This is a genomic window from Cupriavidus sp. C2SS-8b, from assembly GCF_057073745.1.
This window is the reverse complement of the sequence record NZ_CP172717.1, coordinates 1027663-1049070: the sequence shown is the minus strand read 5'-3', so window position 1 is coordinate 1049070 and position 21408 is coordinate 1027663. Positions and strand designations below refer to the sequence as shown.

General features: G+C 68.0%; 17 protein-coding genes. 12 read left to right on the top strand and 5 right to left on the bottom strand.

Annotated features, from left to right (window positions below; all coding sequences use genetic code 11):
- Nucleotides 1-61 precede the first annotated feature (61 nt).
- Together ACIGJB_RS21735 and ACIGJB_RS21730 are read left to right on the top strand one after the other, a co-directional pair.
- Entirely contained in the window at nt 62-1270 is a 1209-nt protein-coding gene (locus ACIGJB_RS21735; RefSeq protein ID WP_483734352.1) for an EAL and HDOD domain-containing protein, read from the top strand.
- 139 nt (nt 1271-1409) lie between these two features.
- Complete coding sequence (locus ACIGJB_RS21730; protein ID WP_483734351.1) at nt 1410-2384, top strand: Bug family tripartite tricarboxylate transporter substrate binding protein; 975 nt, start codon at nt 1410-1412, stop codon at nt 2382-2384.
- 21 nt (nt 2385-2405) lie between these two features.
- Here the strand turns inward: ACIGJB_RS21730 and ACIGJB_RS21725 are convergent, their stop codons facing one another.
- A complete protein-coding gene (locus ACIGJB_RS21725) occupies nt 2406-3245 on the bottom strand; it encodes an IclR family transcriptional regulator (RefSeq protein WP_483734350.1) in 840 nt (279 codons plus the stop codon).
- Entirely contained in the window at nt 3242-4036 is a 795-nt protein-coding gene (locus ACIGJB_RS21720) for an IclR family transcriptional regulator (protein ID WP_483734349.1), read from the bottom strand. Before ACIGJB_RS21720 ends, ACIGJB_RS21725 begins: the two co-directional genes overlap by 4 nt.
- A 284-nt stretch (nt 4037-4320) precedes the next feature.
- Between ACIGJB_RS21720 and ACIGJB_RS21715 the strand changes: the two genes are divergently transcribed.
- The 4 genes from ACIGJB_RS21715 to ACIGJB_RS21700 all read left to right on the top strand — a co-directional run bounded on the left by ACIGJB_RS21715 (nt 4321) and on the right by ACIGJB_RS21700 (nt 8756).
- On the top strand, nt 4321-5280 hold the full coding sequence (locus tag ACIGJB_RS21715; protein ID WP_483734348.1) for an MBL fold metallo-hydrolase: 960 nt from the start codon (nt 4321-4323) through the stop codon (nt 5278-5280).
- Between the two features lie 56 nt (nt 5281-5336).
- Nucleotides 5337-7061, top strand: coding sequence for an FAD-dependent oxidoreductase (locus ACIGJB_RS21710; protein ID WP_483734347.1), 1725 nt, complete (start codon nt 5337-5339; stop codon nt 7059-7061).
- Nucleotides 7062-7092: 31 nt separating this feature from the next.
- Nucleotides 7093-7329: a DUF2783 domain-containing protein gene (locus ACIGJB_RS21705; protein ID WP_483734346.1), complete on the top strand. Its 237-nt coding sequence runs from the start codon at nt 7093-7095 to the stop codon at nt 7327-7329.
- A 104-nt stretch (nt 7330-7433) separates the two neighbouring features.
- Entirely contained in the window at nt 7434-8756 is a 1323-nt protein-coding gene (locus ACIGJB_RS21700; protein ID WP_483734345.1) for an MFS transporter, read from the top strand.
- 54 nt (nt 8757-8810) lie between these two features.
- Here ACIGJB_RS21700 and ACIGJB_RS21695 read toward each other — a convergent pair whose 3' ends face one another.
- Complete coding sequence (locus ACIGJB_RS21695; RefSeq protein WP_483734344.1) at nt 8811-9119, bottom strand: hypothetical protein; 309 nt, start codon at nt 9117-9119, stop codon at nt 8811-8813.
- Between the two features lie 184 nt (nt 9120-9303).
- On the opposite strand from ACIGJB_RS21695, the gene ACIGJB_RS21690 reads away from it, so the two are divergent.
- Nucleotides 9304-9528 (top strand): DUF2188 domain-containing protein, encoded by a 225-nt coding sequence (locus ACIGJB_RS21690; protein WP_483734343.1) that lies wholly within the window; start codon nt 9304-9306, stop codon nt 9526-9528.
- A 59-nt stretch (nt 9529-9587) separates the two neighbouring features.
- Here the strand turns inward: ACIGJB_RS21690 and ACIGJB_RS21685 are convergent, their stop codons facing one another.
- Nucleotides 9588-10151 (bottom strand): BON domain-containing protein, encoded by a 564-nt coding sequence (locus tag ACIGJB_RS21685; protein ID WP_483734342.1) that lies wholly within the window; start codon nt 10149-10151, stop codon nt 9588-9590.
- Nucleotides 10152-10398: 247 nt separating this feature from the next.
- Here ACIGJB_RS21685 and ACIGJB_RS21680 point away from each other — a divergent pair, with 247 nt between their 5' ends.
- Both ACIGJB_RS21680 and ACIGJB_RS21675 read left to right on the top strand, forming a co-directional pair.
- Nucleotides 10399-11031: a DUF421 domain-containing protein gene (locus ACIGJB_RS21680; RefSeq protein WP_483734341.1), complete on the top strand. Its 633-nt coding sequence runs from the start codon at nt 10399-10401 to the stop codon at nt 11029-11031.
- 229 nt (nt 11032-11260) lie between these two features.
- Nucleotides 11261-11623, top strand: a complete 363-nt coding sequence (locus ACIGJB_RS21675; protein ID WP_483734340.1) for a hypothetical protein — start codon at nt 11261-11263, stop codon at nt 11621-11623.
- A 57-nt stretch (nt 11624-11680) separates the two neighbouring features.
- Here the strand turns inward: ACIGJB_RS21675 and ACIGJB_RS21670 are convergent, their stop codons facing one another.
- Nucleotides 11681-11956, bottom strand: coding sequence for a hypothetical protein (locus ACIGJB_RS21670; RefSeq protein ID WP_483734339.1), 276 nt, complete (start codon nt 11954-11956; stop codon nt 11681-11683).
- Between the two features lie 404 nt (nt 11957-12360).
- On the opposite strand from ACIGJB_RS21670, the gene ACIGJB_RS21665 reads away from it, so the two are divergent.
- From ACIGJB_RS21665 to glgB, 3 genes are read left to right on the top strand one after another with little or no spacing between them, the layout of a single operon-like run.
- Entirely contained in the window at nt 12361-15711 is a 3351-nt protein-coding gene (locus ACIGJB_RS21665; RefSeq protein WP_483734338.1) for a maltotransferase domain-containing protein, read from the top strand.
- A 57-nt stretch (nt 15712-15768) separates the two neighbouring features.
- Complete coding sequence (treS, locus tag ACIGJB_RS21660) at nt 15769-19158, top strand: maltose alpha-D-glucosyltransferase (RefSeq protein WP_483734337.1); 3390 nt, start codon at nt 15769-15771, stop codon at nt 19156-19158.
- The gene (gene glgB / locus ACIGJB_RS21655; RefSeq protein ID WP_483734336.1) at nt 19155-21407 is read left to right on the top strand and encodes a 1,4-alpha-glucan branching protein GlgB; all 2253 of its coding nucleotides are present in this window, start codon (nt 19155-19157) and stop codon (nt 21405-21407) included. Before treS ends, glgB begins: the two co-directional genes overlap by 4 nt.
- Nucleotide 21408 lies beyond the last annotated feature (1 nt).

The window sequence follows — 21408 nt, the reverse complement described above, 5'->3', positions numbered from 1 at the left end:
CTGCGCATTCGGTACATAAATCCGCATCCGGAAATTGCCGGCTTCCTTCTGGAATATTCCCATGCAAGACCCGCTTCCCGCCTTGTCCGACCTGCCCATGCCCGGTCCTCGCGATGCCGAGGTGCTGCACTTCGGGCGCCAGGCCATCGTGAGTGCCGCCGGCGACCCGCAGGCCTATGAGCTGCTGTACCGCGAAGCCGGCCGAAACTGGGCGAACGTCCTCGACGACACCGCGGCAACCGCCCACGTGATAGCGCGGGCGCTGGGCGGCACGGGCCTGGACTGGGCCTTGCGCAAGCATGCGGGCTTCGTGAACCTTGGTCGCCAACTGCTGCTCGACGATCTGCTGTTGTTGGTCCCGCCGGAGCACTTCGTGCTTGAAGTGCTCGAAAGCGTGCCCATGGATGCCTGTGTAATGCGCCGGCTGGCGTGGCTGCGAGAGGCCGGCTACCGCCTGGCCCTCGACGACGTCGCGGCGCTGACCGACGATGTTCGCAAGGCGCTGCCGGCCGTCGACTTCGTCAAGGTCGATTTCCGGCTTGCCCGGCGCACAGATCTTCCGCGCCTGGCCGAGGCGGTGCTGAGCGCGGACCGCCTGTTGATTGGCGAGAAGATCGAAACCGCCGACGACTTCGCACTCGCGCAACAGCTTGGATTTCACCTGTTCCAGGGCTTCCACTTTGCGCGCCCCGAACCCTTGACGGCGCCATGGCCGCACCTGGATCACGGCGCGCTGGCGCGGCTGCAGGCGCTGCTGATGCAAGGCGCGGACACCGATGCCCTGCTTGCCGAACTGCATGCCGCTCCCGGCATGGTGGCCCAGTTGCTGCGGCTTTCGGTCGCGACCGGCGTGCAGCCGGGCGTCGGCTTTGCCAGCGTGCGTGGGCTGCTGGCGGCGATTGGTCCCGACAGCCTGCTCCGCTGGGTGCGGCTGCTGCAGATTTCCGATGGTTTCCGCCTGCCCGGCGAACCGACCGTGCGCAGTCAGGCGGCACACCGGCGCGGGACCTTCATGGAACAGGCCGCGCGCCGGGTCCGCCCGCACGATACGGCGTTCGCCGAAGCTGCCTTCCTGACCGGCGTACTGTCGCTGGCCCCGCTGCCGCCCCACGGTACGCGGCGTGATATCCAGGACACATTTCCAGTGACCCGGACCATCCGGGATGCCGTTCTCCACGGGCATGGCGAACTGGGCGCGCTGCTGAAGGCCGCCCAGGTTTACGAGTGCGGCGGCAAGGCAATGGCCATGCCGGGCCTGCCCATCACGTAACGGCCTCACGCCGCGCGGCGGCGAAACTTCGCCACCACGCAGCCGCAAACCCCGCCTTTGCCAATTCGAAACCCGCGTCCGCGCGCGCTGCGACACACTGCCGCTTTCCATCGCCAAAACATGACAAGGGGAGACAGCGATGAAGAGCTGGTTCAAGCATGCGGCCGCAGGGCTGCTGGTCTCACTGGCAGCTGCCGGCAGCGCTTTCGCGGCGTACCCGGATAAACCGGTGCGGCTGGTGGTGCCGTTTCCGCCCGGCGGCGCCACGGACCTCCTGGCGCGCGAGATCGGCAACGCGCTGTCGGTGCGGCTGGGACAACCGGTCGTGGTCGACAACCGTCCGGGCGCCGGTGGCAATCTTGCAGCGATTGCCGTGGCGCGTGCGCCGGCCGACGGCTATACGCTGTTGTTCGGCACCTTCGGCTCGCTGGCCGTCAACAAGAGCCTCTACGACAAGCCTGGCTACGATCCGCTCAAGGATTTCGCCCCGGTGGCCTCCGTCGCCTATCTGCCCAACGTGCTGGTCGTGCACCCGTCGGTGCCCGCGCGGACCGTGCCGGAGTTGCTGGCGCTGGCGCGCAAGGAGCCCGGCAAGCTGACCTATGGCTCGTTCGGCAACGGTTCGTCGTCCCATCTGGCGGGTGAGCTGTTCACGCACATGGCCGGGGTCGAGATCACGCATATCCCGTACAAGGGCAGCGCCGCGTCCATGACGGACCTGATCGGCGGCCGCCTGACCATGATGTTCGACAGCGTATCGACCGCGCTGCCGTATATCCGCGACGGCCGCGTGCGCCCGCTGGCGGTCACGACGCAGAAGCCGTCCGAACAGTTGCCCGGGGTGCCGACGATGGCGGCTGCCGGCGTACCGGGGTACGAACTGACGGCCTGGTTCGGCGTCGTGGCGCCGGCCGGCACGCCGAAGGCCGTCGTCGACCGGCTCAATGCCGAGATCGTGGCTTCACTGAAGCAGCCGGAAATGGCAAGCAAGCTGGCAAGCCAGGGCACGGTGCCGTTCCCGGCCACGCCCGCCCAGTTCGGCAGCTATATCCGGGCCCAGTACGAGAAATGGGATGGGCTGATCAAGTCGGCCCATATCCGCGTGGACCAATAAGCCGGTCCGCCGCCAACACGCTCAGGCCGGCGACTGCATGGCGCCAAAGCGCCACGAGAGCCGGTGCGCCGCCTGGCGCACCAGTCCGGCGGTGGCACCTTGCGTGCGGCTGTCGAAACTGCCGGTCGAGCCCATCACCGCCACCACCAGGGCCAGGCTGCCCGTATGGTCGAACACCGGCGCGGCGAGCGTGTCGATGCCGGGCACAGGCCGGCTCAGCGCGTTGTCGACCTGCTCCCGGCGCACTTGCGCAAGACGGCCGGCATAGCCCGAAGCAAGCCTCCCGTCATCGCCAAGCACCTCTGACGGCGCGGCGCCGGCCATGCGCAGGTCGTCACGCGCAAGCAGGCCAGCCAGCACGTTCTCGGGCAAGTACGCCGCCATGGTGCGTCCGATCGCGGTATGGACCAGCGACAGGACCGTGCCGACGCGCAAGCTCACATGCTGCGGACGGGCCGATTCCTCCAGCCGCACCACGGTAGGCCCCAGCGGCCCAAGCACCGCCATCGCCACGCTCAGGCCCGTGGCGACTGCAAGTTCGATGATTTCCGGCTCGGCTTCACGCGTGGGCGACAGGCGCTGCAGGGCGATCAGCCCCAGTTCCAGGCTCAGGGGCCCGCACATAAAGTTGCCCGCGGCATCGCGCGCGAGCAGGCCGGTCTTCTGCAGGCTGACCAGGTGCGGAAAGGCCTTGGCCGGCGCCATGCCGGCCGCCTGTGCCAGGTCGCGCAGCGACAGCGGCCGGCCCGCCTCCACCAGCGCCGCCAGCAGTTGTCCGGTACTGTCGAGCGACTGGATGCCGCGCTGGGGCTTGCCGGCATCGCCGGCCCGGTCATCGTTCGGGGTCGCTTGCGTGCTCATGCTTGTCCCAGGTGCGTGCCGATGGCGTGGGCAGTCGCCCGCAGCGCCGCCGCCACCGGTCCCTGCCAGTCCACATCGATGGTGCCGGTGGAGCCCACGATGGTCAGCACCAGCCGCAGCGCGCCGCCCGCATCGAGCACCGGCACGCTCAGGCTGCTGATGGCCGGGCTCGGGGCGTCGATGCTGCGTTCGATCCCGCGTGCGCGAATGGCTTCGAGCGTGGCATCGAACGCGGCGCGATCCGCGGCGCTCGCCTGCGGCTGTTGCTGCCGCCAGCTCGCTTCCCAATCCGCGCGCGGCCGGAATGCGCAATAGACGCGACCCGTTGCGGTAGCGGCCAGCGCCATCACGGTGCCGACGTGCAGGTTCACGTGCAGCGGCGCAGCGGCCGGCACATAGCGCACGATGGCGGGCCCCTGCGGGCCGGCAATGCTGATGGCAACGCTGAACCCCGTGGCTTCGGCCAGTTCGTCCACGCGCGGCACGGCGGCGCGGTAGGCCGGGTCGGAATCCAGGTGCATCATGCCAAGCTGCAGCGACAGCGGGCCCGGCTCGTACCGGCCCGACAAATGGTCGCGCTTGATCAGCCCGAGCCGCGTCAGGCTGACCAGGTACGCATGGGCCTGCGCCGGCGCCAGTTCCGCCGCCTCCGCCAGTTCGGCGAGCATCATCGGCGCCCGCGCGGCCGCGAGCGCGCCCAGGAAACGGCCGGCGACTTCCACGCTCTGGATGCCACGCTGCACCTTCTCCTCGCGTTCTGCCTGCGCCGCCTTGCGCCCCGCTGTTGCCATCGTGCTCTCCGGAAAGCCCAGATATTAATCGAACGTCACCGGGGTCAGGTCTCCCGATCGGTGTTTACCCGCGATTCGTCGCTTCAAGCCCATAATTATCCATAGGCTAATCGCTTAGCTATTGATTAATTTTTGATGGTTTCCTAATATGGCACTACCCCGTCGCGCAGCGCAACGTACGCGCTGCGACCCAAGATCAACGAACGGGGCGAGACAGCCGCGCCATACCGCGCATTGGCATTGCGTGCCGCTGTCCCGCCTGCCCCACGAAAAGGACTGACAGCATGAGCAAGGCATTCGCATCCCAGGCCGACCTGGAAGCCAAGCAGATCACCTTCACCCAGTTGTCCGAGAACGCCTATGCCTACACGGCCGAAGGCGACCCGAACTCCGGCGTGATCATCGGCGACGATGGCGTGATCATCATCGACACCACGGCCACCCCGGCCATGGCGCAGGACCTGATCGCCAGGATCCGTTCGGTCACCGACAAGCCGATCAAGTACGTCGTGCTCTCGCACTACCACGCGGTGCGTGTGCTGGGCGCGTCCGCGTATTTCGCCGAGGGCGCGCAGCAGATCATCGCCAGCCGCGGCACCTACGAAATGATCGTGGAGCGTGGCGAAGCCGACATGAAGTCGGAAATCGAACGCTTCCCGCGCCTGTTCGCCGGCGTCGAGACCGTGCCGGGCCTGACCTGGCCGACGCTGGTGTTCGAGAAGGAGATCACGCTGTTCCTGGGCAAGCTGGAAGTGCGCATCGCCCATCTCGGCTCGGGCCATACCAAGGGCGACACCGTAGTGTGGCTGCCGTCGCAGAAGGTGCTGTTCTCGGGCGACCTGGTCGAATATGACGCGGCCTGCTACTGCGGCGACGCCCAGCTTGCCGAATGGCCGGCGACGCTCGACGCGCTGGCTGCGCTGCAGCCCGAAAAGCTCGTCCCCGGCCGCGGTCCGGCATTGACCACGCCGGAAGAAGTCAGCCAGGGCATTGCCTATACCAAGGACTTTGTCACCACGCTGTTCCAGGCCGGCAAGGAAGCCGTGGCCGACAAGCTCGACCTGAAGGCCGCCATGGCCCACACGCGCCGCGCGATGGACCCGAAGTTCGGCCAGGTGTTCATCTATGAACACTGCCTGCCGTTCGATGTGTCGCGCGCGTTCGACGAAGCCAGCGGCATCCGCCATCCGCGCATCTGGACCGCGCAGCGCGACAAGGACATGTGGGCCGCGCTGCAGGACTGAGGCGCGCACCTCACGACAAGACAGAACACTGAACGAGAGTGGACGGAGACCTAGGCATGACCATCGATTACCAGCGCCTGTCATTCGAGTACCAGCCCTGCGCGGAACAGCGCGACGGGCAAGCGGGCGGCACGATCCATCCCGTTGTCGTGGTCGGGGCCGGGCCTATCGGCCTGGCCACCGCGATCGACCTGGCGCAACGCGGCGTGCGCGTGGTGCTGGTCGACGACGACTGCACGCTGTCGACCGGATCGCGCGCCATCTGCTTTGCCAAGCGGACGCTGGACATCTTTGACCGCCTGGGCTGCGGCCAGCGCATGGTCGACACCGGCATCAGCTGGAACGTGGGCCGCGTGTTCCTGCGCGACCAGCAGGTCTACAGCTTTGACCTGCTGCCCGAGGCGGGCCATCACCGCCCCGCCTTCATCAACCTCCAGCAGTATTACGTCGAAGGCTACCTGCTCGAACGCGCGCTGGAATTGCCTAACATCGAGATCCGCTGGCGCAACAAGCTCGTCGGGCTCGAACAGCGCCAGTCGGGCACGGCCGACGAGAGCGTCGCGCTGACGATTGAAACGCCGGACGGCTGCTACACGCTGGCAGCGCGCTACGTGGTGGCGGCCGACGGCTCGCGCAGCCCGGTGCGCAAGCTGCTCGGCCTGGACAGCAAGGGCCGCACCTTCAGGGACCGCTTCCTGATCGCCGACGTGAAGATGGAAGCGGACTTCCCGACCGAGCGCTGGTTCTGGTTCGACCCGCCCTTCCACCCGAACCAGTCAGTGCTGCTCCACCGCCAGCCCGACAATGTCTGGCGCATCGACTTCCAGCTCGGCTGGGATGCCGACCCCGTCCTGGAGAAAGCGCCCGAGCGCGTGATCCCGCGCGTGCGGGCACTGCTGGGCCCCGACGCGAAATTCACGCTGGAATGGGTCAGCGTCTATACGTTCTCGTGCCTGCGCATGGACAGCTTCCGGCACGGCAACGTGCTGTTCGCCGGCGATTCCGCGCACGGTGTCTCGCCGTTCGGTGCACGCGGCGCCAACAGCGGCGTGCAGGACGCCGAGAACCTGGCCTGGAAGCTTGCCTACGTGCTCCAGGGCCGCGCCGCGGACAGCCTGCTCGACACCTATGCCAGCGAGCGCGAGTACGCCGCCGACGAGAACCTGCTGAACTCCACCCGCGCGACGGATTTCATCACGCCCAAGAGCCCGGTAAGCCGGCTGTTCCGCGATGCGGTGCTCGGCCTGTCGCGTCGCCATGCCTTTGCACGCGGCCTGGTCAACAGCGGCCGGCTGTCGGTGCCGGCGGTGCTGCACGGATCGCCGCTCAACACGCCCGACGCGGACGGCCTGGGCGGCGCCATGGTGCCCGGCGCGGCCTGCGTGGACGCCCCGGTTTCCGATGCGCATGGCGCGGGCTGGCTGCTCCAGCATCTCGGTGGAGAGTTCACCGGGATGGTGTTCGGCACGCCGGACAGCCTCGACAGCGACAGCCGCGCCGCACTCGGCCAGCTGGAGCAGTCTGGCTTGCCGATTCGCCTGCTGTACCTCGGCACGCCGGCGCAGCCTGCCTACGGCAGCGCTGTCCTGCGCGATGATGAGGGGCTTGCGGCGCAGCGCTACAGCGCCGCACCGGGCACCTTCTACCTGATCCGCCCGGACCAGCATGTTTGCGCCCGCTGGCGCCATATCGACGCGCAATGCATTGGCGATGCACTGGCACGCGCCAGCGGGGCGCACCTGTCTGGCAATGCAAAGCAACCGGCCGCCATGGCGGCATAAGCCGACGGACACAACATTCGGAGACCACGCCATGCCAAGCCAAACCGAGGCACACGCGCTCAACACCCAACCCAACCTGGCCCGTCCTGACGACTTCTACGAAGCACTGATCGACATGCATCGCGACCTGGACGACGCGCAGAGCCAGGCCGCCAACGCCCAGCTCATCCTGCTGCTCGCCAACCATATCGGCGATCACCAGGTACTGCTCGCGGCCATGCAGGCCGCCCGCGAAGGCATCGCCGGCAACACCGCCGCCGCAAGCTGACCCTGCGGGCACGCACACGCGTGCCCCAACCCTTCCCGCCGCACCCGTAGCGAAGGCCTGCCAAAAGGCCTGCGCGGGGCGGCGCTCACACCGGAGACAAAGCAATGAGCAATCTGGCCTCAGGGGCGATTGCGGCCCCCGCTTACGCCGCGCATGACGAAGACGCGCTATACCGCAAGATCTGGCTGCGCCTGATCCCGTTCCTGTTCGTGTGCTACGTGGTTTCATTCCTGGACCGAATCAACATTGGCTTTGCCCAGTTGCAGATGAAGCAGGACCTGGGCTTCAGCGACGCCATGTACGGCCTGGGCGCCGCGGTGTTCTACGTCGGCTACGTGCTGTGCGAGGTGCCCAGCAATATGCTGCTGGCACGCTTTGGCGCGCGCCGCACGTTCACGCGCATCATGGTGCTGTGGGGTGTGGCCTCGGTCGCGATGATGGCCGTGTCCTCGCCGGCGCAGTTCTATACGCTGCGCTTCCTGCTCGGCGTGTTCGAAGCGGGTTTCTTTCCCGGCATCGTGCTCTACCTGACCTACTGGTTCCCGGCAAAGCGGCGCGCCGCCGTGATGGCCATCTTCTTCGCGGGCGTCGCCGTTGCCGGCGTGCTGGGCGGGCTGGTGTCGGGCTGGATCATGCGCGACATGGCTGGCGTGCTCGGCATGCAGGGCTGGAAGTGGATGTTCGCGATCGAAGGCGCACCGGCCATCGCGCTCGGCGTGCTCGCCGCCTTTGTCCTGGTCGATGAACCCCGCCAGGCAAGCTGGCTCACCGACAGTGAGAAGGCATTCCTGACACGGGCCCGCACCGAAGGTCATGACATCAAGGCGCATTCGCTGCAGGCGCTGCTGCAGGTCCTGCGCAACCCGCGCATCTACCTGTTCGCGTTCATCTACTTTTCGCTGACCTGTGGCTCGCTGGCGCTGAGCTTCTGGATGCCGCTGATGATCCGCGACTTCGGCGTCACCGATGTGGTCTCGATCAGCCTCTACTCGGTCGTGCCCAATGCGGTGGGCGCGATCGGCCTGATCCTGATCGCGCGGCATTCCGACCGCAGCGGCGAGCGCCACCGGCATTTCCTGCTGTGCACGGCAGGCGGCGCACTGGCGCTGGCCGCGCTGACACTGCACCTGCATAGCCTGGCCGCGATGCTGGCCATCCTGTCCGTGGCCGCGGTCCTGATCTTTGCCGCGCTGCCGGTGTTCTGGTCGCTGCCGCCCAGCTATCTGCCCGCCAGCGGCGCAGCCGCCGGCATTGCCTTCATCAGCAGCGTGGGGATTACCAGCGGTATCGTCAGCCCCTGGGTGATCGGGCAAATCAAGGTGCAGACCGGAAGCCTCGACAATGCGCTATACCTGCTGGCTGCGTTGCTGCTTGCGAGCGGCCTGTCGATGTGGCTTGGCGTGCCACGCCAGCCGGATCAATCTTGACGCCACGTGGCCGCGCCCGGCCCGCCCCCCTGCGGGTTGCGGCCGGGGGTTCCACTAATGCGGATGGCCGCAAGGAATCACGCCGGCGATTTCCTCGCGCATGACTTCCACTACGTCGTCGATCTCCAGCCCTTCCGCGGTGACCAGGACTTCCTGTCCACGGCTGATCGCATAGACCACGCCGCGCCAGCGCCCGGACGCAACGACTTCGCTCAGGCGGATGTCGAACGCCGTGTCCTGGCCCTGGCTGTAGACTGTCACCAGGTCCCCGACCTGGGGCATCCAGCCAACTTCGCCGTCGAAAGCGCGGGCCACCACAGTCACTGGAGACTGTGTCAGTCCCCGCGCAAAACTTGCACGCATGGCTAGCTCCTTTACAGGCGATTTCCAGTCCAGCTTACAAGAGCAAGCCCAAATGACCAGAAATTTTCGACCATAAGTCGACCTTGCTGCTCCTGGCTTGTCAGAGGGTGACTGATAGACAGCGGCGCCAATGAGGCCACAATGAAAGAGCCGACGCCTTGCGCCGGCGCCTCAGGAGACAAAGATGGGCAGCAACCTACACGTCGTGCCTTACGAAAATGGGTGGGACGTCATTCATGAAGGCGCGCGTTACGCGGAATCCCACCACGCGACGCAGGAGGCCGCGATCCAGGCGGCTACCTCGGTGGCGCGGCGCAAAAAGGTCGAGCTGCTGATTCATGCGAAGGACGGCACTGTCCGGGCGCGCAGCAGCTATGCGGGCCGCGACCTTAGCGCCATTGCCGGCTAGGCAGCCTGGCCACGCAAGGCGATCGCACCCGGCGATGCCGGGGCGGCCGGCTTATCGGTTCAGGACGACGACGGTTTGGCCGGGCCGCCACGGCAGACACGCAGGCGATTGAACAGGTCGCGCACGCCAAAGACGTCGTCCACGATATCCTCGACACGGTACTTCTGCAGGCGATCCGGCACGCTACCTTCGAGCCTGACCACGCCGCTGTCGACGTGGACTTCGACGTCGCGTACATCGAGGCGGCCACTGCGCGTCAGGCGGTCACAGATGTCCTCCAGGATCCGCGCATCGCTGCGCTGGTATCCGCGCGGCCCCACTGGCCGGTAGCGCGGCGAAGTACCCTGCCTGCCACGCGACGCGCGTTCATTGAACCCCGTGAACTGCTGGTAAGCCTGCCCGGATCCGTAGCCTTCCGAAGGCTCCTGCTGCGGCGCCGGCCGCGCGCGTGGCCATTGGCGGCCTTCCTCGCGTAGCCCCGCGAACTCGGCGGGATCCACCGGCTGGTCGTAATCGAAGACGCCATACGCCCCGACGTAATGGCTGCGCCAGTCGGCATCTTCGGGCAGCGGTCCTTCACGCCATGGCGTGTCCGGTAAGGCGGTTCGGCGGCTTCGGTCCATATCTGTCTCCGGCGTTCACTGCGGGAACACAGGTCCTGCCATGCAAGATGGACGCCACATTGTCCGGCGCGGGTACGGTCCTGCGCGCATGCTGGTGCGCGGCAGGAATTACAAGATCCATTGCGCCCTTGCACGTACATTCTTCTGCCCAGCGTGTCCATGCAGCAGCAGCGAGCGGCGATGTGCCTGACACGGCTGGCACGGAAACTGCCGCCGCGTCAGTCATCGACAACCGACGCAACGTGCCATGGATTCACTGACCGGCCTCGTGCTCGCCCTGATGGGAGAAGGCGACCACCTCACGTGGTGGCAGGGCGCGGTGCGCGCCTTCGTCGTCTTCCTGTCTACCTGGCTGCTACTGCGCGTGGCAGGCCGCCGCGCGTTTGCCCAGAAGACCGCGTTCGACCTGTGCGTGGTGCTGCTGCTTGGCGCGGTGCTATCGCGCGCCATCATCGGCGCGACCGCCTTTGCAACCGCCTTCGCGGCGTCCCTGGTGCTGGTGCTGATGCACCGGGCGGTCGGATGGCTGTCGTCGCGCTACGCCGCCTTCGACCGCATTACGGGCGGATACGCGATCGACCTGATCGAGGATGGCGAGGTCGACCGCTCGCGCATCGCGCAGGCCATGGTCAGCGAGGAAGACCTGAAGGCCAACCTGCGCGCGACGTTGCAGAAGGAATCGCTGGAGGGCGTCACCCGCGTGGTGCTGGAGCGCGATGGCGCCCTGACCTTCGTGCGTGAAGCGAAAAAGCCATCGGCGACCGGCGGTCGGGCAAAGCAGGCCCATGCCGACGACAGAGACACGCCAGCCTCACGGCATACCGTTGAAAACGCCGACAAGGTCAATGGCACGTCGGTCTCCCGCTGCTCCGGGCGATGAGTATGCCCCGGGGCCCGCGCCTGCACCGACCTGCCTTCTCGCCGCCATCCGCGCCCGGCCCAGTGCCTGGCAACGGCGTGCGGCGCATCACCGTGCGCGAGGCCGCCGCCGATTGGGCGCTGGGGCGGCTGTGCCACTACTGCGAACTGGCCCGACGTGGCAACACCAGCCGTGGCTGCCAGAACACCAGCGCCGTACTTTCGTCGCCTGACGATAACCGGAGACCGACATGAAACGGATCCTCGCCACCACTGCACTGGTGATCGGCGCCGCGCTTTGCCTGCCCGCCTTTGGCCAGCAAGCCCCGGCATCCCCCAATGCGCCAAACCCGAGCGCCCCGCCGGCGCCAGAAGGCGCGGGCACCTCTCGCAACGCGCCCGCCATGACAACCCCTGGCTCGACCGACATGCACAGCGGCACCGGCATGGCATCGGACCAGCCAAAGCACAAGGCCAAGAAGCACAGCGGCACGCAATCCGGCACCACCGCGCGCTACAAGAAGCCACGCGAGCAAGGCACGCCGCCCGCGCCGACCGCCGAAGCCCCGAGTGGCCCGAAGGGGGACTCGCCTGACCCGCTGCCGAAGCAGTAATCCGCGCGCATGACCAACGGGGTGTCTCGTGCCGCCTGGCGCGCGACGCCCCGTTGCTTACCCCGGCCGCCGGGCGCCGGCACGCGCGGTGTCTTGCCAGGCCTTGGCGGCCTTGCGCATGCCGCGCACGTTCATGGCGACCAGCGCGACTTGCAGCACCATCAGTGCGTACGCGTCGCCCTGCCAGCCCCATGCTATCCACAGGACATTGCTGAACAGGAACACCCAGAACCCCGCACGCCTGCGCGCGCCCGAGCGCGATCCCACCAGCCACGTCCCGATCACGGTGGCCACCATGGCAGGCCATTGCATCGCTTCCAGCCAGTCCTGCATGGTTTCCCTCCGTGCATGTCCGGCCCCGGACCGAGCATGAATCGTACCCATACGCCCCGGCGGATCGGCGACACGCACCGCAAGCGCGGTGCTGCGAACGCAATTTTTGCAATGCCGGCCGCGCTCCCTGAAGTTTTTACACGCCGCGCATCGCGGTTGGGTCGCGCCTGTCACAGCAAGGCTGCGGTTGCTGCCCTTGCCCACGCTCGGATATGCCGGACGCGCTGCTCGCAGGCGCCGCGCTTGGCACGCGCTTCGCATGGCTCGGTTTAATTTCATCCCGCCGGGGATGGGGGCATGCGGGCCGATATCGATATCGGCATCGGTACCTGAATCGGTATTGGCTCGGTATTGGCGCCGGATGTCGGCCTGCCCTTGTTGGCCAACAGCCAAGGGAATACTACGTGCGGATCTGCCTGCTCAATATCGACCGAATCACCGAACTCTCCGATGCCCAGCACGACATGCTCCGGCGCGTCGCCGCGCTGGGATTCGACCATGTCCTGCTGTCCGGCCGCGCCGCTGCCCTGCCCGGAAACCCCGACACGCTGTCCGCGCTGGCGGCGCTCTGCGCGGACAGCGTGCGGCAAGGCCTCACCCCGTTGCTCGATATCTCGCTGGACCGCTTTCCGGAGCATGGCAACGGTATCGATCCGACATGGATCGATCGCGCCGCGCCGGCCTTCACGCCGCACGATACCGACAACCACCTGCCCGGGGTGCGCCTGCGGTGGCAGTCGCCCGCGGTGGCTGCAGCGCTGGTGGAGTGGTGGGCCACGCAACTGCGCGCCGCACTGGCGGCCGGCATTGCCGGCTTCTGCCTGCGTGCGCCGGCACGGGTACCCGGCCGATGCTGGGCCACGCTGACCACCGCGCTGCGCGGCGATGGCCTCGCGCCGCAAGGCCCGCGCCCGATCTTCCTGGCCTGGACGCCGGGCCTGACGCCGGCACAACTCGACGACCTGATGCCTGGGCAGTTCGACGGCGCCTTCTGCTCGCTGCCATGGTGGGACTTCCGCAGCCCGTGGCTGACCGAGGAGATCGCACGCCTGCGTCCGTTCGGACGCGTGCTGGCGGCGCCCTCGCAGTCGCCGGCCAGCCAGGATGCGTTGTCCGCGCGGCGCGCCTTGTGGACCGCCGCCGCGATCGGCGATGGCCTGCTGGTGCCCGAGGGCTTCGAGACCGGCGGCACGAACGCCCATGACCCCCTGGCCGATGATGGCGGCGCCCGGGACGGCGCACCGTACGACATCACGCATGAAGTGCTGCAGGCCAACGCCTGGCTGGCCACGCGCCCGTCCGCGCCGGCGGTGTCGGTCAGGCTGCTGAGCGGGCCCGACGCCGCGCTGACCGTGCTGGCGCGGCTGCAGGCGCCGGACAGGCGCGACGGCGACAGCGCCGCGCTGACGGAATCCGCGCTGACGATCGTGGTCAACCCGGACACGCAGGAACCCGGCACGCTCGGCGTCGACCGCGTGCTGGCGACGCTGCCGTGTGCATCGTCCCGACTGGCGTTGTCGGACGGCGGCCCCGGCGGCAGCATGGACGCGGTCGACGCCCTCGATGCGCTGGCCGACATGACGCTGGCGCCCGCCGACATCCGGCTCTATCGCGCGGTCCCGGCGCACACGCGTCATGCTCCGCGCATGCCGCAGCCCGGCGACGCCGTCAGCGCGAGCGGCCTGGGCAGCGTGGTGGCCGCGCTCGAGGCGCCGCGCATTGCGATCGAAGCGGTCGAGCCTGCGTGCGATAGCGGACGCTTCCCGGTGCGCCGCGTGGTGGGCGAGCGCGTCGAGGTCAGCGCGGATATCTGGATGGATGGCCACGACAAGCTGGCCGCCGCCATCCTGTGGCGCGCGCCGGGCGATGAAACCTGGCAGGAAGCGCCGATGCGCCCGCTGGTCAATGACCGCTGGGTCGGCAGTTTCCCGCTGGTCGGGCTGGGCCGCCACGCGTTCACAGTGGAAGCCTGGCGCGACACCTTTGCCAGCTGGCTCGACGAGATCGGAAAGAAGCGCGCCGCGGGCGTGGATATTTCGCTGGAGATCGAGGAAGGGGCACGGCTCGTGGCCGATGCGCTGATGCCCGCGCAGGGCGACACGCCTCCCGACAGCGAGTTGTCCGTGCTGGTCGATGAACTGACCGCCAGCGCCGGAGACGACAACGCGCGGCTCGAAATCCTGCTGTCGCCGCGTACCGCCGCGGCCATGCATGCCGCCATGCAGAAGCCCGAGGGACGCCCGTTCGCGAGCCGGCATCCGGTGCCGATGCCCGTGGAAGCGGAACGGCTGGCCAGCCGCTTTGCCAGCTGGTACGAACTGTTCCCGCGCTCCGCCAGCAACGACGAAAGCCGCCACGGCACCTTCGATGATGTGATCGCCCGACTGCCATCGATCCGCGCGATGGGCTTCGACGTGCTGTACTTCACGCCCATCCACCCGATCGGCAAGACCCATCGCAAGGGCCGCAACAACAGCCTGCGCGCGCAGCCCGACGACCCGGGCAGCCCGTACGCGATCGGCGCCGAGGATGGCGGCCACGATGCCCTGCACGCCCAGCTCGGCACCTTCGAGGACTTCGAGCGCCTGCGCATTGCCGCTGCCGCGGCAGGGCTGGAACTGGCGCTCGACTTCGCGATCCAGTGCTCGCCGGACCATCCGTGGCTCAGGCAGCATCCGGAATGGTTCGCGCACCGTCCGGACGGTTCGCTGCGCTATGCCGAGAACCCGCCGAAAAAATACGAGGACATCGTCAACGTCGACTTCTACGCGGCAGCGCCCGCGGCCGCCGCGCTGTGGCAGGCGCTGCGCGACGTGGTGATGTTCTGGGTCGAGCACGGCGTGCGCATTTTCCGCGTGGACAATCCGCACACCAAGCCGCTGCCGTTCTGGGAATGGATGATTGCCGACGTGCGCGCGCGGCACCCCGACACTATCTTCCTGGCCGAAGCCTTCACGCGCCCCAAGATGATGGCGCGGCTGGCCAAGCTGGGCTTCAGCCAGTCCTATACGTACTTCACGTGGCGCAATACGCGCGCCGAGCTGGCCGAGTACATGACCGAGCTGACGCAAGGCCCGCTGCGCGAGTTCTTCCGGCCGCATTTCTTCGTCAACACGCCCGATATCAACCCGTACTTCCTGCACCGCGGCGGCCGCCCGGCCTTCCTGATCCGCGCGGCGCTGGCCACGCTGCTGTCGGGGCTGTGGGGCATGTACAGCGGCTTCGAGCTGTGCGAGTCCGCGCCGTTCGTGCTTGACGGCAAGGAGCGCGAGGAATACCTGGACTCCGAGAAATACCAGCTGCGCGCGCGCAACTGGCACCAGCCGGGCAACATCGTGGCCGAGATCACGCGGCTGAACCACATCCGCCTGGGCCACCCTGCGCTGCAGAGCCACCTGGGGCTGCGCATCTATCCGGCCGGCAATGACGCGGTGCTGTACTTCGCGCGCTTCGTTCCCGGCACGGGCTCGACCTTCGGCGACGACGTGCTGCTGGCCGCGATCAGCATGGACCCGTTCGCCGCGCAGGAAGCCACCGTCGACATCCCGCTGTGGGAATGGGGCCTGCCCGACCACGGCAGCGTCGCGGTGCAGGACCTGATGGACGAGCATCGCTTCGCGTGGCACGGCAAGCGCCAGCGCATCCGGCTCGATCCGGCGCGGCTGCCGTTTGCGCTGTGGCACCTGACCCCGATCGGGCAGCCGGTACGGCGCGAAGCCATACCGTCGCCGGCTTACGATCCGCACGGCGCGTAATGCGGCGACAACCCCAGGCACTGGCATACCTGGCAGAACCAAGGCATGGAGATACGGATGAAACGCCTGACCGAACCCGCCAACGCCCTGCTGCTCAATGCCGATCCGCTCTGGTACAAGGACGCCGTCATCTACCAGCTCCACATCAAGTCCTTCTACGATGCGAATGGCGATGGCGTCGGCGATTTCGCCGGCCTGCTGGCCAAGCTGGACTACCTGGTGGACCTTGGCGTCGACACCATCTGGCTGCTGCCGTTCTACCCGTCGCCGCGCCGCGACGACGGCTACGATATCGCCGACTACCGCAGCGTGCATCCCGACTACGGCACGCTGGCCGAAGCGCGCCGCTTCGTGGCGGCGGCGCATGCGCGCGGCATCCGCGTGATCACGGAACTGGTCATCAACCACACCTCGGACCAGCATCCATGGTTCCAGCGCGCGCGCAAGGCCAAGCCAGGCTCCGCCGCGCGCCGCTACTACGTCTGGGCCGACAACGACCAGGCCTACGCCGGCACGCGCATCATCTTCTGCGATACCGAAAAGTCCAACTGGAGCTGGGACGCCGTGGCGGGCGCGTACTTCTGGCACCGCTTCTATTCGCACCAGCCGGACCTGAATTTCGATAATCCGCAGGTGATGAACGAAGTGCTGTCGGTCATGCGATTCTGGCTGGACATCGGCGTGGATGGGCTGCGCCTGGACGCCGTGCCCTATCTGGTGGAGCGCGAGGGCACCAGCAACGAGAACCTGCCCGAGACCCATGCGGTCATCCGCCATGTGCGCGCCCACCTGGATTCGCATTACCACGGCCGCATTCTGCTGGCCGAGGCCAATATGTGGCCCGAGGACGCGCAGCAATATTTCGGCCGCACGAGCGCCGATACGAGCACGGGTACAAGCACGGACGATCGCGGCGACGAATGCCACATGGCCTTCCACTTCCCGCTGATGCCCCGCATGTACATGGCGATCGCGCGCGAGGACCGCTTCCCGATCACCGACATCATGCGCCAGACCCCGGAGCTGCCCACCGACTGCCAGTGGGCCATCTTCCTGCGCAACCACGACGAGCTGACGCTGGAGATGGTGACCAGCAGCGAGCGCGACTATCTCTGGGAGGTCTACGCCTCCGACCGGCGCGCGCGCATCAACCTTGGCATCCGGCGCAGGCTGGCCCCGCTGATGGAGCGCGACCGGCGCCGCATCGAGCTGATGAACAGCCTGCTGTTTTCCATGCCCGGCACGCCGGTGATCTACTACGGCGACGAGATCGGCATGGGCGACAACATCCACCTCGGCGACCGCGACGGCGTGCGCACGCCGATGCAGTGGTCCCCGGACCGCAATGGCGGCTTCTCGCACGCCGACCCCGAACGGCTCGTGCTGCCGCCGCTGCAGGGGCCGCTCTATGGCTACGAGGCGGTCAATGTCGAAGCGCAGGCGCGTGATCCGCATTCGCTGCTCAACTGGATGCGCCGCATGCTGGCGCTGCGGCGCAAGCACCGCGCCTTCGGCCGCGGCACGCTGCGCTTCCTGTTCCCTGGCAACCGCAAGATCCTGGCCTACCTGCGCGAATACGAGGACGAGCACATCCTGTGCGTGGCCAACCTGTCGCGCGCGCCGCAGGCCGTCGAACTCGACCTGGCCAGCTTCAACGGCCGCGTGCCCGTGGAGATGATGGGGGCGACGCCGTTCCCGGCCATCGGCACGCTCACCTACCTGCTCACGCTGCCGCCCTATGGCTTCTACTGGTTCGTGCTCAGCGACGAGGCGCATCCGCCCGCGTGGCACGTGAGCGCGCCCGAACAGCTGCCTGACCAGATCACGCTGGTCCTGCAGAACAAGGGGCGGCTCGAACTGACCGAGGCCTCGCGCCAGATCCTCAACGCCGAAGTGCTGCCGCCCTATATCCGCCGCCGGCGCTGGTTCGGTGCCAAGGACGAAAGCATCCACAGCGCCTCGCTTGCATACCTGGTGCCGTTTGCGCGGGGCGCCGCGGGCGAGGAGATCTATCTTGGCGAAGTCGAGGTCCGGCTATCCGGCGGGCGCACCGAGCGCTACCAGCTTCCGGTTGGGCTGCTGTGGGACCGCGAGAGCGCCGATGGCGTGTCCCAGCTTGCGCATGGGCTGTCGATGGCCCGCGTGCGCCAGGGCAGCCGCATCGGCCTGGCCACCGATGGCTTCGTGCTGGAGCCGTTCGCGCGCGAGGTGATCCAGGCCTTGCGCGCCGGCGTCGAGCTGCACGGCCCGCAGGAAACCATCCGCTTCCGTGCGGAGCCGGGCTTGTCGGCGCTCCAGCCAGAACAGGAAGAGATCCAGTGGATGTCGGCCGAGCAGTCCAACAGCTCGCTCTCCTACGACAGCACCGCCGTGCTCAAGCTGGTGCGGCGCCTGTCCGGTGGCATGCATCCGGAAGTCGAGATGACGCGCTACCTGACCGCGCAGGGCTATCCGCATGCGGCGCCGCTGCTCGGCGAAGTGTCGCGCACCGGCAGTGACGGCATTCCGCACACGCTGATGCTGGTGCAGGGCTATATCCTCAACCAGGGCAATGGCTGGGACTGGACGCTGGACTACCTGAGCCGCGTGATCGACGACGCGCTCCCCGCCGACGAAAACCAGGACGAGTTCACCGAAGCCATGAACGGCTACGTCACCATGGCCGGCACGCTCGGGCGCCGGCTGGCCGAGCTGCATGCCGTGCTGGCGCGGCCCACGGACGACCCGGCCTTCGCGCCGCAAGCCGCCACCGAGGCGGAAACGGCGCAGTGGGCCGAACAGGCGATGGCGGCCCTGTCGCGCGCGCTCGCGCTGCTCGAAACGCGTCCACACGACGATCCAAAATCCGCCAGCAAGCGTTTCGAAGTCGATGTCGACACGCTGATGAAGGCCCGCGAAGCCCTGCCCGAACTGGTGGCGCGGCTTGCGGCCGCCGCGCCCGGAAGCCTGCAGACCCGCATCCATGGCGACTTCCACCTGGGCCAGGTGCTGATCGCACAGAACGACACCTACCTCGTCGACTTCGAAGGCGAGCCCGGGCTGCCGCTCGACTGGCGGCGACGCAAGACTTCGCCGCTGCGCGACGTGGCCGGATTGCTGCGTTCGATCGACTACGCCGCGGCCACGGTCGGCACCGACCGCCAGGAGCGCACCCATGCCGAACTGCCTCCGGCGCTGGCCGAGCGGCGCGGCGGTCTGCTGGAGCGATTCCGCTCGACCGCCAGCGACGCGTTCCTGGCCTGCTACAGCCAGCACATGGAGGCCTCCGGCGCGCCCTGGGTGCAAGCGGAGCAGCTCCGCCCGCTGCTCGACCTGTTCCTGCTGGAACGCGCCGCCTACGAAGTCGAGTATGAAGCCGCCAACCGCGTGGCGTGGATCGACCTGCCCGCCAGCGGGCTTGCGCGCATGGTGCGCAAGCTGTTGGCCGGGAACCTGGAGGCCCAATGAGCCGCGTCGAAAACCCGGCCGCCGAGCGGCGGACCGATACCCTCCCCGAAGACGCGCTGAATGCGCTGCTGGCTGGCCGCCACGGCGACCCGTTCGCCGTGCTGGGGCCGCACCAGGACGGCGATACGCTGGTGGTGCGCGCCTGCGTACCGGGCGCGCAAGCCGTGACGCTGACCGATGCGCAGGGTACGCCGCTGGCGGACATGACGGCCCTGCACGATGGCGGGGTGTTCAGCGGACGCATTGCCGCCGGCCACCCGGACTACCAGTTGCAGATGCGCTGGCCCGACGGCCGAACACAGCTCAGCCGCGACCCCTATGCCTTCGGGCTGCTGCTCGGCGAACTGGACCTGCACCTGATCGCCGAGGGGCGGCATTTCGAGCTGGGTTCCTGCCTGGGCGCGCAGTGGCGCCGGATCGACGGCGTCGAAGGCGTGCGCTTTGCCGTGTGGGCGCCCAATGCGCGGCGCGTATCGGTGATCGGCGAGTTCAATGGCTGGCACCCTGCCCGCCACCCGATGCGCCTGCGCCAACCGAGCGGCGTCTGGGAGCTGTTCATCCCGGCGGCCATGGGCGCAAAGCCCGGCTGCCACTACAAGTTCGACCTGCTCGACCCGCACGGCGCCGAACTGCCCGACAAGGCGGACCCGCTCGCGCTGGCCACCGAGCCGCCCCCGGCCACCGCATCGGTCGTGGCCGAGCCCGCGGTGTCCGCCCCGCCCTTCCCCTGGCAGGACGATGACTGGATGCGCCTGCGCAATGCCGTCGAGCCGTACGCGGCGCCGCTGTCGATCTATGAAGTCCATGCCGGGTCCTGGCTGCGAGCGGCCAATGATCCCGCGCACGGCTGGGACATCCTGGCCGAGCGGCTGATTCCCTACGTCTGCGAACTCGGCTTCACGCACATCGAGCTGTTGCCGGTGACCGAGCACCCGTTCGGCGGCTCATGGGGCTACCAGCCGCTGTCGCTCTACGCGCCCACGGCGCGCCTCGGGCCGCCGCAGGCGTTCGCCGCGTTCATCGACCGTTGCCACCGCAGCGGCATCGGCATCATCCTGGACTGGGTGCCGGCGCATTTCCCGACCGATCCGCACGGGCTCGCGCATTTCGACGGCACCGCGCTCTACGAACACCAGGACCCGCGCGAAGGCTTCCACCAGGACTGGAACACGCTGATCTACAACCTCGGCCGCAATGAAGTGCGCGGTTTCCTGCTGGCCGGCGCGCTGCACTGGCTCGAGCACTTCCACATCGACGGGCTGCGCGTGGATGCAGTGGCATCCATGCTCTATCGCGACTACAGCCGTGCGGCCGGCCAGTGGGTGCCCAACCGCTTCGGCGGCCGTGAAAACCTGGAAGCCGTGGCGTTCCTGCGCGAACTCAACTCGGTCGTGCATGAGCGCTGCCCCGGCGCGCTCACCATCGCCGAGGAGTCAACCGCGTGGCCCGGCGTCACGGCCAGCACCGCCAGCGGCGGGCTCGGCTTCGACTTCAAGTGGAACATGGGCTGGATGCACGATACGCTGCGCTACCTGGCGCTGGACCCGATCCATCGCGCCTGGCACCACCAGGACATGACATTCGGCACGGTCTACGCCTGGTCCGAGGCCTTCGTGCTGCCGCTGTCGCACGACGAGGTCGTGCACGGCAAGGGATCGATGATCGGCAAGGCCCCCGGCGACGACTGGCAGCGGTTTGCCGGCCTGCGCGCGTACTACGGATTCATGTGGGCGCACCCTGGCAAGAAACTGCTGTTCATGGGCGGCGAGCTTGCGCAGTGGCAGGAATGGAACCACGACGCGGAACTCGACTGGGCGCTGCTCGACCACCCGATGCACCGTGGCGTCCACACGCTCGTGCGCGACCTCAACGCGCTGTACCGCGAACTGCCCGCGCTGCACGAACTCGACCATTCGCCCACGGGATTCCAGTGGGTGGTCGGCGACGATCACCAGAACAGCGTCTTCGCCTGGCTGCGCCGCCCCGCGCCCGGCAGCGGCGACGTGGTGCTGGCCGTGGCCAACATGACCCCGGTGCCGCGCTACGGTTACCGCGTCGGCGTGCCCTTTACCGGCTGCTGGCACGAACGCCTGAATACCGATGCGGCCTGCTATGGCGGCAGTAATGTCGGCAATGAAGGCGCGCTCCTGGCCGAGCCCGTGCCGGCGCATGGGCAGGAGGCCTCCCTGTCGCTCACCCTGCCGCCGCTGGGCATGCTGGTGCTCCAGCATGCCGGCGCGCAGGCATGAC

Coding starts and splice junctions, on each gene's coding strand:
- ACIGJB_RS21735 (WP_483734352.1), top strand. CDS start 62: ATGCAAGACCCGCTTCCCGCCTTGTCCGACCTGCCCATGCCCGGTCCT.
- ACIGJB_RS21730 (WP_483734351.1), top strand. CDS start 1,410: ATGAAGAGCTGGTTCAAGCATGCGGCCGCAGGGCTGCTGGTCTCACTG.
- ACIGJB_RS21725 (WP_483734350.1), bottom strand. CDS start 3,245: ATGAGCACGCAAGCGACCCCGAACGATGACCGGGCCGGCGATGCCGGC.
- ACIGJB_RS21720 (WP_483734349.1), bottom strand. CDS start 4,036: ATGGCAACAGCGGGGCGCAAGGCGGCGCAGGCAGAACGCGAGGAGAAG.
- ACIGJB_RS21715 (WP_483734348.1), top strand. CDS start 4,321: ATGAGCAAGGCATTCGCATCCCAGGCCGACCTGGAAGCCAAGCAGATC.
- ACIGJB_RS21710 (WP_483734347.1), top strand. CDS start 5,337: ATGACCATCGATTACCAGCGCCTGTCATTCGAGTACCAGCCCTGCGCG.
- ACIGJB_RS21705 (WP_483734346.1), top strand. CDS start 7,093: ATGCCAAGCCAAACCGAGGCACACGCGCTCAACACCCAACCCAACCTG.
- ACIGJB_RS21700 (WP_483734345.1), top strand. CDS start 7,434: ATGAGCAATCTGGCCTCAGGGGCGATTGCGGCCCCCGCTTACGCCGCG.
- ACIGJB_RS21695 (WP_483734344.1), bottom strand. CDS start 9,119: ATGCGTGCAAGTTTTGCGCGGGGACTGACACAGTCTCCAGTGACTGTG.
- ACIGJB_RS21690 (WP_483734343.1), top strand. CDS start 9,304: ATGGGCAGCAACCTACACGTCGTGCCTTACGAAAATGGGTGGGACGTC.
- ACIGJB_RS21685 (WP_483734342.1), bottom strand. CDS start 10,151: ATGGACCGAAGCCGCCGAACCGCCTTACCGGACACGCCATGGCGTGAA.
- ACIGJB_RS21680 (WP_483734341.1), top strand. CDS start 10,399: ATGGATTCACTGACCGGCCTCGTGCTCGCCCTGATGGGAGAAGGCGAC.
- ACIGJB_RS21675 (WP_483734340.1), top strand. CDS start 11,261: ATGAAACGGATCCTCGCCACCACTGCACTGGTGATCGGCGCCGCGCTT.
- ACIGJB_RS21670 (WP_483734339.1), bottom strand. CDS start 11,956: ATGCAGGACTGGCTGGAAGCGATGCAATGGCCTGCCATGGTGGCCACC.
- treS (WP_483734337.1), top strand. CDS start 15,769: ATGAAACGCCTGACCGAACCCGCCAACGCCCTGCTGCTCAATGCCGAT.
- glgB (WP_483734336.1), top strand. CDS start 19,155: ATGAGCCGCGTCGAAAACCCGGCCGCCGAGCGGCGGACCGATACCCTC.